Annotated in this window: 9 protein-coding genes; 4 read left to right on the top strand and 5 right to left on the bottom strand. The window is 66.7% G+C overall.

Going from position 1 to position 10,736, the window contains the following annotated elements; all coding sequences use genetic code 11:
* The 5 genes from ABW137_RS28635 to ABW137_RS28615 all read right to left on the bottom strand — a co-directional run.
* Positions 1-1,690, bottom strand: a 1,690-nt coding sequence (locus ABW137_RS28635) for an ABC transporter ATP-binding protein/permease (RefSeq protein ID WP_526405088.1), incomplete at its 3' end; no start/stop codon positions are given.
* Between the two features lie 31 nt (positions 1,691-1,721).
* Positions 1,722-3,656, bottom strand: coding sequence for an ABC transporter ATP-binding protein/permease (locus ABW137_RS28630; protein ID WP_526405086.1), 1,935 nt, complete (start codon positions 3,654-3,656; stop codon positions 1,722-1,724).
* Between the two features lie 42 nt (positions 3,657-3,698).
* Positions 3,699-5,609 carry an ABC transporter ATP-binding protein/permease gene (locus ABW137_RS28625; RefSeq protein WP_526405084.1) on the bottom strand — a complete coding sequence of 637 codons (1,911 nt, stop codon included), beginning with the start codon at positions 5,607-5,609 and terminating at the stop codon, positions 3,699-3,701.
* Positions 5,610-5,657: 48 nt separating this feature from the next.
* The gene (locus tag ABW137_RS28620; protein ID WP_526405082.1) at positions 5,658-5,798 is read right to left on the bottom strand and encodes a hypothetical protein; all 141 of its coding nucleotides are present in this window, start codon (positions 5,796-5,798) and stop codon (positions 5,658-5,660) included.
* A gap of 169 nt (positions 5,799-5,967) precedes the next feature.
* A complete protein-coding gene (locus ABW137_RS28615; RefSeq protein WP_526405080.1) occupies positions 5,968-6,144 on the bottom strand; it encodes a hypothetical protein in 177 nt (58 codons plus the stop codon).
* Between the two features lie 250 nt (positions 6,145-6,394).
* Between ABW137_RS28615 and secA2 the strand changes: the two genes are divergently transcribed.
* From secA2 to ABW137_RS28595, 4 genes are read left to right on the top strand one after another with little or no spacing between them, the layout of a single operon-like run.
* The gene (gene secA2, locus ABW137_RS28610; protein WP_526405078.1) at positions 6,395-8,737 is read left to right on the top strand and encodes an accessory Sec system translocase SecA2; all 2,343 of its coding nucleotides are present in this window, start codon (positions 6,395-6,397) and stop codon (positions 8,735-8,737) included.
* Between the two features lie 11 nt (positions 8,738-8,748).
* The gene (locus ABW137_RS28605) at positions 8,749-9,384 is read left to right on the top strand and encodes a CDP-alcohol phosphatidyltransferase family protein (RefSeq protein ID WP_526405076.1); all 636 of its coding nucleotides are present in this window, start codon (positions 8,749-8,751) and stop codon (positions 9,382-9,384) included.
* 3 nt (positions 9,385-9,387) lie between these two features.
* On the top strand, positions 9,388-10,335 hold the full coding sequence (locus tag ABW137_RS28600) for a DUF881 domain-containing protein (protein WP_526405074.1): 948 nt from the start codon (positions 9,388-9,390) through the stop codon (positions 10,333-10,335).
* Between the two features lie 19 nt (positions 10,336-10,354).
* Entirely contained in the window at positions 10,355-10,687 is a 333-nt protein-coding gene (locus ABW137_RS28595; RefSeq protein WP_526405072.1) for a small basic family protein, read from the top strand.
* Positions 10,688-10,736 lie beyond the last annotated feature (49 nt).

Genomic DNA, 10,736 nt, shown 5'->3' with positions numbered 1-10,736 from the left:
CCCGGGCGAACGCGATCCGCTGCTGCTCGCCGGGGGACAACACCTTGGACCAGTCGGCGGTGTCGTCGAGACGGGAGGCGAGGTGACCGAGCGCGACCGCGTCGAGCGCATCGCCAATCACCTTGTCGCCGTGAGCAGTACCGACGTCCGGATAACAGACCACCGTGCGCAGGTTGCCGAGTGGCGCATAGGGCAGTTGCGGAACGAACATCACGCCATCCGCCGGGTAGCGGACGGTCCCCGCGGCGTACGGCCACATCTGCGCGAGGCTGCGCAGCAGCGTCGTCTTGCCGGTGCCCGAACGCCCCGTGATGACCAGCGAGCCCCCGGCGGCCAACCGGACCGCGAGCCCGTCGATCAGCGGATCGCCCGACGGCGACCTGACGTCGACGCCGTCGAGCTCCACACTGTCACCCTTACTGACCTCGACCGCGAGATGAACGAGCGCCCTTGCCTTTTCGTTCGCGGTGAGCAGTCCGTCCAAGCGAATGATCACCGCCCGGTAGGCGGCGAAGGCGTCGTACACCGCGCGGAAGAACGACAACGATCCCTGCACCGACCGGAACGCGCTCGACGACTGGCTCACGTCGCCGAAGTTGATCTCACCCGCGAACAGCCGCGGTGCCTGGATGACCAGCGGCAGCGGATCGATGATCTGCGACATGGCCTTGTTCCAGCCGAGAAACGCCACGCCCCGCCACACCAGGGACTGGTAGTTGGCGATGATCTTGGCGAACCGGTCCGACAACGTGATTCGCTCGACGCGCTCACCCCGATAGAAACCGACCGACTCGGCGGCGTCGCGCACCCGCACCAGCGCGTAGCGGAATGCGGCGTTGGTCTGTTCGTTGCGGAAGCTCAGCCGGATGATCGGACGTCCGATCCAGAACGACACCGCGGTGGCGACGGCCACGTAGAGCAGCACGATCCAGAACAGCGCCTTGGGCACCGTCACCCCGAAGAACGTCAGCGACCCGGCCAGGTTCCACAGGATCGGCGCGAACGCCACCACCGACACGATCGAGTAGACGGCGCCGAACAACAGCGTGGTCGAGGTGCCGACCGTCGGTGTGTTGGTCTCCGGGCCCGTCCCGGTGGTGAACACGTCGATGTCCTGCTGGATGCGTTGGTCGGGGTTGTCGAACGACTCGCCCCCGGACCCCGCCAGGAAGCGACCGCGATAGTAGGCCCGACCGTCGAGCCAGTCACCCGTCAGCCGGTCGGTCAGCCATACCCGCCAGCGAATGATGAAGAACTGCATCAGATATACGTCCAACAGGGTCTGCGCCAGATAGGTGGCGACCAGCAGCGCGAAGACCACGATGGAGAACCAGAAGCCACGGATGCCCGAGTCGCGCATCGCCTCTTCGCCCGAGCTGGCGCCCTCGATGGCCACCTGCAGCGCCGAGTACTGGTCGTTGCCGTAGTAGCTGAACAGCACGTCCATCCGGACCGAGAACATCACCGAGAACAGCAGCACCGCCAGCAACGCCCACACCGGAATGCTCTGGCGCCCGGTGAAATACCCGCCGGTGATCCGCCAGAACTGACGGCCCCAGGTGGTCAACCGGGCGATCAGGGTCAGCACGACCAGCATCGTCACCGCGCTGATGGCCCAGGCCTTGGCCACCCAGACCAGCGACGCGACGATCTCGCTGCCCCAGTCCAGCGACGGGGTGAACATCTCCATGCCGGGAAGCTACCCCGGCACGGGCAGCGGATTAGTGCTTCGCGAGGTCCAGTGCGGCGGCCTTGTCGTCCTGCCCGACGTCGGTCAGCCGCCACTCGCCGTCACCGAGCAGGCGCAGCTCCTTGTTGTGGTGCTGCTCGACGGTCTTGCGGTGGCTGACGCTGACCAGGATGGTGTCCGGCAGTTCGGTGCGGACCAGCTTGTACAGCATCATCTCCAAGCCTTCGTCCAGCGCGGACGTCGACTCGTCGAGGAAGACCGCCTTGGGCTTGGTCAGCAGGATGCGGGCGAACGCGATGCGCTGCTGCTCGCCGGGGGAGAGCACCTTGGCCCAATCCAGGATCTCGTCGAGCCGATCGTTGAGATGAGGCAGCGCAACCCGGTCGAGCACGTCGTGCAACTCCGCGTCGCTCAACTGCCCCTCCTCGCACGGGTAGGACACCACGGCGCGCAGGTCGCCGAGCGGGACGTAGGGCATCTGCGAGAGGAACATCGTCTCGTTCGGTCCACACGGCCTGGTGAGCGTTCCCGAGGTGAACGGCCACAGTTCGCCGAGGCTGCGCAGCAGCGTCGTCTTGCCGCTGCCCGACTTCCCGGTCACGACCAGCGTGTCGCCGATCTCCAGCCGCATGTCAAGCGGCTTGATGAGCTGCTGGCCGTCGGGCGTGCGAACTTCGACGGCCTCCAACTCGACCGTACCGTCCTTGCAGGCCGCCGTCGTGACCGTCTTGAGTGCCCGGCCCTCCTCGTTGGCGATGACCAGGCCGTGCAGACGGATGATGGCAGCGCGGTAACCGGCGAACTGGTCGTAGACGTTCCTGAAGAACGACAGACCATCCTGGATGTTGCTGAACGCCGTGGCGGACTGGCTCATCGCGCCAAGCGGGATTTCGCCTGCGAAGAACCGGGGGAACTGGAGGATGTAGGGCAGCGGCACGATGATCTGGCTCAACGACAGGTTCCAGCCATAGAAGCCGACCATCCGGTTGATGTAGCGCTTGTAGTTGGAGACCACGAACGAGAACCGGCGTCGCAACCCGGTGCGCTCGGCGACCTCGCCCCGGTAGAAGGCAACCGCCTCGGCGGCGTCGCGCAGGCGCACCAGCGCGTAGCGGAAGGCGGCGTTGAACTTCTCGTTGTCGAATGCGAACCAGATGATCGGCTTGCCGATCCAGAACGCGATGACGGTGGCGAGGACGACGTACCCGAGTCCGATCCAGAACAGCGCCTTCGGCATGGTGACGCCGAACAGCGTGAGCGGACCGGACAGGTTCCACAGGATCGCGGTGAAGGAGATCATCGACGTGATCGCCGAAACCGCGCCGAACACCAGTGTCGAACCCGACGTGTTGTTGGGGGTGTTCGGAGTGGGACCGATCCCCGTGGTGAAGATGTCGATGTCGGTCTGGATGCGCTGGTCGGGGTTGTCGATCGTGTCGTCGATGAAGCGCGACCGGTAGTAGGCCTTGCCGTCGAGCCAGTCCCCGGTCAGCCGGTCGGTGAGCCAGGCCCGCCACCGCAGCATGAACCGCTGCATCAGGAACAGGTCCAACATCACCTGCGCGACGTAGACGGTCACCACGACGGCGAAGACGGTCATGGCCAGCCAGAAACCGTCCTTGCCGGACTGCTTGACCGCCTCGTCGTTGCCTGCGATGCCTGCCGAGATCACCTGGAAGCTGGTGAACATGTCGCTGCCGTAGTAGCTCAGCAGGACGTCGATCCGCACGCCGATCATCACCGACAGCAGCAACACCCCCAGCCATGCCCACACCTTGATGCTCTCGCGGCCGGTGAAGTAGTCACCGGTGACGCGCCAGAACTGTCTGCCCCACGTGGTGAACTTCGTGATGAGTACGAGGGCCGTCACCGTGGCGACGGCGCCAATGGCCCATGCTCGTGCGATCCACCACAGCGAGGCCAGCCACTCGCTGCCCCAATCCAGGGTCGGGGTGAACATTTCCATCCCCGCAAGGTACCCCGGAGACCTGCCCTATTCTTGCCGAGGTCACCTAGTGGGGGTCAGCCGATCGAGCTGCCACCGGCCGTCCCCGAGCAGCGTCAGCTGACGCTCGTGATGCTGCTCGACGGTCTCCCGGTGGCTGACGCTGACCAGGATCGAATTGGGTAGCTCCTGCCGAATGAGCTGGTAGAGCATCAGTTCCAGACCTTCATCCATGGCCGAGGTCGACTCGTCGAGAAACGCCACCTTCGGCTTGTTCAGCAGGATCCGCGCGAAGGCGATGCGCTGCTGCTCGCCGATCGACAACACCTTCGACCAGTCCTTCACCTCATTGATCCTGATGATCAGATGTGGCAGTGCCACGTCCAGAAGCGCCTTTTGAACATCGCCGTGCGTCACGTCGCGCTCGGACAGGGGATAGGCGGTGGCGGCGCGCAGGTCGCCAAGCGGAAGGTAGGGCAGCTGCGCGACGAACATGACGTCTCTGGGGTCGACGGGAAACGCGACGCTGCCCGATGCATACGGCCACAGCCCCGCGAGGCTCTCCAGCAACCTGGTCTTGCCGCAGCCCGACGGTCCCTTGATCAGCACGCTGTCGCCAGGCTCGAGGTGCAGGTCAAGCGCGGTGACCAGGGGCCGCCCGTCGGGGGTCCGCACGTCGACGCCGTCGATCTGCAGGGCGCCGTCCGACGAATCGCGCGTCGACAGTTGGGGCATCACCCTGGTGCGTTCGTTCATGTCGACCAAGCCGTCGAGGCGGATCAACGCCGCCCGGTAACTCGCGAACGAGTCATACGCATTGCGGAAGAACGACAGCGAGTCGTGGATGGCGCTGAAGGCGGCGGTGGACTGGATCACACCGCCCAACGTGATCTGCCCGGAGAACAGCCGCTGGGCCTGCACGATGAACGGTAGGGGGTTGATCGCCTGGCTGACGGTCTGGTTGAAGCCGAGGAACAGCATCATCCGATTCAGCCAGTGCCGGTAATTGGTGATCACCGCGGTCAGCCGGTGACGTAGCAACCTGCCCTCGGCGGCCTCCCCGCGATAGAGCCCGACGGCGCTCGCAGCGTCCTTCATCCGAATCATCGCGTAGCGAAAGCTGGCGTTGCGCAACTCATTTAGGAAGTTGAGCTGGATGAGGGGCCGGCCCACCCAGAACGCGATGATGGTGGCGGCCAGGACGTAGCCGATCACGATCCAGAACAGCGCCCTGGGCAACGTCACGTCGAGCACCGTTAGTGGCCCGGACAGGTTCCACAGGATCACCCCGAAAGATGCCACGGACAACACGGATTCGACGGCGCCGAACAGCAGCGTGCTGCCCGAGCCGTGGGAAGGCGTGTTCGGCTCGCCGGTGATGGTCGTGACGATGTCGATGTCCTGCTGGATGCGCTGATCGGGGTTGTCGATCGGCGTCGTCGCGAGTTGGCCGCGGTAGTAGGCATATCCGCCGAGCCAGTCGTCGATCACCCGGCGGGTCAACCACACCCGCCAGCGGATCGAGAAGCGTTGCATCAGGTAGATGTCGAGCAGCAGGCGGATGGTCGCGACCGTCGCCAACACGGCGAAGATTCCCATGGCCGTCCAAAAGCCTTGGACACCATCGGCTTTGAGGGAACCGTCCGGAGAGTCGTTGCCCTCGAACGCCGCTTGCAGCGACGTGAAGAGGTCGTTGGTGTAATAACTGGTGAGCACACTGACGCGGACGGCGAGGACGGCGGAGATCAGCAGCGCCGCCAACACCAGCCACACCGGCAAGCTCTCGCGCGCCGCGGTGAAGTACGGTCCGTTCAAACGCCAGAACTGGCGGCCCCACCGAGTGAACCGGAGCAGCAGGGCGAGGATCACGAACAGTGCCGCCGCCGTGATCGCGAAGGTCTTCAACACCCACAGCGTCGAGGCGACGAATTCGTTGCCCCAGTCGACCGACGGCTTGAATCTCTCCGAATCCATCCGAGGCAACCCCCCTGCGGGGTGTCTGGCGACACCACCTGTGGGAAGTTACCGCAGTACGACGGTCCATACGGGAGTGTGCCGCGCCGACCCAGCGAACGTGTTGCGCGGATGCGCGGTGACGTCCTCGACTCCGGTGACCGTCCGGTCGGGGACGGCGAAGCTCCGGTAACCGTCGGAATGCGCCACGAACACGCCTGGCGCACCGGGTCGGTACCCGTTGGCGAACTCGCCGCCATTTCCTCGAATGTCGCTGACCTACCAGATTGAACGTCAACGGCTTTGGCGCGCGCGCCGATCCGGCGAGTTCGAACGCAAAGAAGGGGCACCCTTCTCGGGTGCCCCTTCTCGGAGGTGCCTAGCGGCCGTTGCCGACGGTGGAAGTCGCCGAGCCGACGGTGGCGGAGTGCTGGATGTCGCTGATCCACTGATGGTGGTCGATGTCCGCGCTGGCCGGAGCGGCCAGGCCCAGGACGGCGGCGGTCAGGCCTGCGGCGATGGCGGTGGTGATGGTGGCGAATCCAAAGTTCTTCATGATCCTTCTTCTCTCTTGAGTGGTTTCGGTCCGGTGGGGAGGCCTTCCCGGCCGGTCTGATGGGTAGAACCAGCAGGTCAGGGGTTTGATTTCCGCTGGCAGGGATTGATCGGCGGTTGGCAGGAATCGGCCGCCTCCGCGCGTTCGGCGGGAGGTTTGCGATGCGAAAACGTGGCACGACCCGGGCGCAGAGGTCGGCGTGCGGAAGTCGGCGATCGGGCCGCTGACCGGGCCCGCGTACCTTGAACGGGTGGCTAAGACTGCGCCGAAGACGAAGACCCGCACCCCCAACCGGCTGAGCAACCGGTTCTGGAAACTGCTCGGCGCGAGCACCGACAAGGACCAGGCCGACTCGATGAAGTCGGTCCGCGCCTCCTCGGAGTTCGACGAGAAGGCCTCCGGCCTTGACGACGAGAAGTTGACCAAGGCCGCGAAGCTGCTCAACCTCGACGACCTCGCGGAGTCCTCCGACATCCCGCAGTTCCTGGCCATCGCGCGCGAAGCGTCCGAACGGGCAACCACGTTGCGGCCCTTCGACGTACAGCTGCTCGGCGCGTTGCGCATGCTCGCCGGCGACGTCGTCGAGATGGCGACCGGTGAAGGCAAGACCCTGGCGGGCGCGATCGCCGCCGCCGGCTACGCCATCGCGGGGCGCAGCGTGCACGTCATCTCCGTCAACGACTACCTCGCCCGCCGCGACGCCGAATGGATGGGCCCGCTGCTGGAGGCGATGGGGCTGACCGTCGGCTGGATCACCGCCGAGTCCACCTCCGAAGAGCGCCGCGCCGCCTACGCCTGCGACGTCACCTACGCCTCGGTCAACGAGATCGGTTTCGACGTGCTGCGCGACCAGCTGGTCACCGACGTCGCCGATCTGGTCTCACCCGACCCCGACGTCGCGCTCATCGACGAGGCCGACTCGGTACTGGTCGACGAGGCCCTGGTCCCGCTGGTGCTGGCGGGCACCACACACCGCGAGACGCCACGCCTGGAGATCATCCGGATGGTGGGCGAGCTGGTGGCCGGAAAGGACTATGACACCGACGCCGACCGCCGCAACGTCCACCTCACCGACGCGGGCGCCCGCAAGCTGGAGAAGGCACTCGGCGTCGACATCTACTCCGAGGAGCACGTCAGCACCACGCTGACCGAGGTCAACGTCGCCCTGCACGCCCACGTCCTGCTGCAGCGCGACGTGCACTACATCGTCCGCGACGGCCGGGTCCAGCTGATCAACGCCTCGCGCGGCCGCATCGCCGCGCTGCAACGTTGGCCCGACGGACTGCAGGCCGCCGTCGAGGCCAAGGAGGGCATCGAGACCACCGAGACCGGCGAGGTGCTCGACACGATCACGGTGCAAGCGCTGATCAACCGGTATCCGAGGGTGTGCGGCATGACCGGCACCGCCCTGGCCGCAGGCGAGCAGCTGCGCCAGTTCTACAAGCTCGGCGTGTCACCGATTCCGCCGAACACGCCGAACGTCCGCGAGGACGAGGCCGACCGCGTGTACATCACCGCGGCCGCCAAGATCGACGCCGTCATCGAGCACATCACCGAGGTGCACGCCACGGGCCAGCCCGTCCTCGTCGGCACCCGGGACGTCGCCGAGTCCGAAGAACTCCACGAACGTCTCGTCAAGGCAGGCGTCCCCGCCGTGGTCCTCAACGCCAAGAACGACGAAGAGGAGGCCAGGGTGATCGCCGAGGCGGGCAAGCTGAACACCGTCACCGTCTCCACCCAGATCGCGGGCCGTGGCACCGACATCCGGTTGGGCGGGTCCGACGAGTCCGATCACGACGACGTCGCCGAACTCGGTGGCCTGCACGTCATCGGTACCGGGCGCCACCACACCGAGCGCCTCGACAACCAGCTGCGGGGCCGCGCAGGCAGGCAGGGCGACCCCGGCTCGTCGGTCTTCTTCTCCAGCTGGGAGGACGACGTGGTCGTGGCCCACCTCGAACCCGAGAAGCTGCCGATGGCCACCGACGAGGACGGCCGGATCACCAACGACAAGGCCGCCCAACTCCTCGAACACGCCCAGCGCATCGCCGAGGGCAGGCTGCTCGACGTGCACGCGAACACCTGGCGGTACAACCAGCTCGTCGCCCAGCAGCGCGCCATCATCGTCGAACGCCGGGAGAACCTGCTGCGCACCGCGACCGCCCGCGAAGAACTCGCCGAGCGCTCGCCGAAGCGCTACGAAGAACTGGTGGAGGAGCTGGGGGACGGGGCCGAGGAACGCCTCGAAGTCATCGCCCGGCAAATCATGCTGTACCACCTGGACCGCGGCTGGGCCGACCATCAGGCCTACCTGTCCGACATCCGCGAGAGCATCCACCTGCGCGCCCTCGGCAGGCAGAATCCACTCGACGAGTTCCACCGGATGGCGGTGGACGCGTTCGCCTCACTGGCCGCCGACGCCATCGAGGCCGCTCAGCAGACCTTCGAGACCGCCAACGTCGTCGACGACGAGCAGGGGCTCGACCTGTCGAAACTGGCCAGGCCGACCTCGACCTGGACGTACATGATCCACGACAACCCGATGGCCGACGACACGATGTCTGCGCTGAGCCTGCCTGGGGTGTTCCGCTAGGTTCATTGCGCATGGAGCCCGAAGGGGAGCTGAGGGTCCCCCCGGTCGCGGGGGAGAACGAGAGCGCGCCCGGTGATCGGGTGCTGACCATTCCCAACGCGCTCAGCGTCCTGCGCCTGCTGCTGGTGCCGGTCTTCATCTACGTGCTGGTGGTCGGCGCCAACGGGTGGGCCGTCGCCATCCTGATGTTCAGCGGCTTCTCCGATTGGGCCGACGGCAAGATCGCCCGCCTGGTCGACAACCAGTCCTCCCGGCTCGGCGCGCTGCTCGACCCGGCCGTCGACCGCATCTACATGGTCGTCATCCCCGTCGCGCTCGCGGTGGCCGGCATCGTGCCGTGGTGGTTCGTCATCGTCCTGCTGGCCCGCGACGTCCTGCTGGCGTTGACGCTGCCCGTGCTACGCAGCCGCGGCCTGACCGCGCTGAGCGTCACCTACGTCGGCAAGGCCGCCACGTTCGCGCTGATGTCGGGCTTCCCGTTCGTCCTGCTCGGCCAGTGGGACGCGCTGTGGAGCCGCGTCATCCTGGCGATCGGCTGGGCGTTCCTCGGCTGGGGGATGGCGATGTACCTGTGGTCGGGGACGCTGTATCTGATCCAGGTCACGATGGTGGTGCGTCAACTTCCGAAGCGCGGCCCGGAGCGATAGACCGTGGGCGATGACGAGCGGGCGGGCGATGACGAGCGGGCGGGCGACGCCGAACGGGCGCTCGGTGGCTACAACCCGGAGGCGGGCCGCAACGCACACGTCGCCAACGCGCCGACGTTCATCCCCGTCCCGTCGCTGCTGCGGTCCCTGCTGTCCGATCACCTCGACCCCGGTTATGCCGCCGCCGCCAAACGTCGTGTGGCGGGCAGCCCCCAGACCAGGGGATCGAGCTGGGGCTGGCAACTGCTGGCCGGGCTGATGGTGGCCGCCGTGTTCGCGGCCGCCGCCGCCCAGGCCAAGTCGGTGGCCCCAGCCGCCCAGGAGACCCGCAACGTGCTCGCCGCCGGGGTGCGGGGAGCCCAGGCTGCCACGAACGACGCCACCGCGGAACGCGACGGGCTCGCCGACCAGGTCGAGTCCGAACGGCGAAGCAGACTGGCAGGCGACGAGACCGGCCGACGACTCCTCGCCGACCTCGACGCCACCGAGTCCGCCGCCGCGGCGACCCCCGTCCACGGACCCGGACTGACGGTCACCGTCACCGAACCCGATGCCGCGAAGAATCTCACCGACGTGTCCACCCAACGCGTTGCGGGCAGCACCCAGATCATCCTCGACCGGGACCTGCAACTCGTCGTCAACTCGCTGTGGGTCAGTGGCGCGGAGGCCGTCGCCGTGGGCGGTGTGCGCATCGGCCCCGGCGTGACCATTCGGCAGGCGGGCGGCGGAATGTTGGTCGACAATCAGCCGATCACCAATCCGTACGTCGTCCTCGCCGTCGGTCCGCCGCACGCCATGCAGGACGTCTTCGGCCAGAGCCCCGGCCTGCAGCGGCTGCGACTACTGGAGACGTCCTACGGCGTTGGGGTCACGGTGAGCGAGTCCGACGAACTGACGCTGCCCGCCGGTTCGGTACGAGACATCCACTTCGCCGAGCAGATCGGACCGTGACGCACGTGATGGGGGACAGATGGTCGGAATAGCCGCACTCGTCGTCGGCATAGTGCTCGGGCTGGTATTCCACCCCAGCGTGCCAGAAGCCGTGCAGCCCTACCTCCCGATCGCGGTGGTCGCCGCACTCGACGCCGTGTTCGGTGGGCTGCGCGCCTACCTCGAGCGCATCTTCGACTCGAAGGTGTTCGTGATCTCGTTCGTCTTCAACGTGCTCGTGGCGTCGATCATCGTGTACGTGGGGGACCAGCTCGGAGTGGGCACGCAGCTGTCCACGGCCATCATCGTGGTGCTCGGCATCCGCATCTTCGGCAACGCCGCGGCACTGCGGCGCAGGTTGTTCGGGGCCTGAGGTATGGACGACGAGCATCACGGCAGGCACGAACTCCCGCCCGAGGAGC

Origin of the sequence: Mycobacterium sp. (genome assembly GCF_040509115.1) — a bacterium.
Classification (GTDB): domain Bacteria; phylum Actinomycetota; class Actinomycetes; order Mycobacteriales; family Mycobacteriaceae; genus Mycobacterium.
This window is presented reverse-complemented; position numbering and strand designations above follow the sequence as displayed.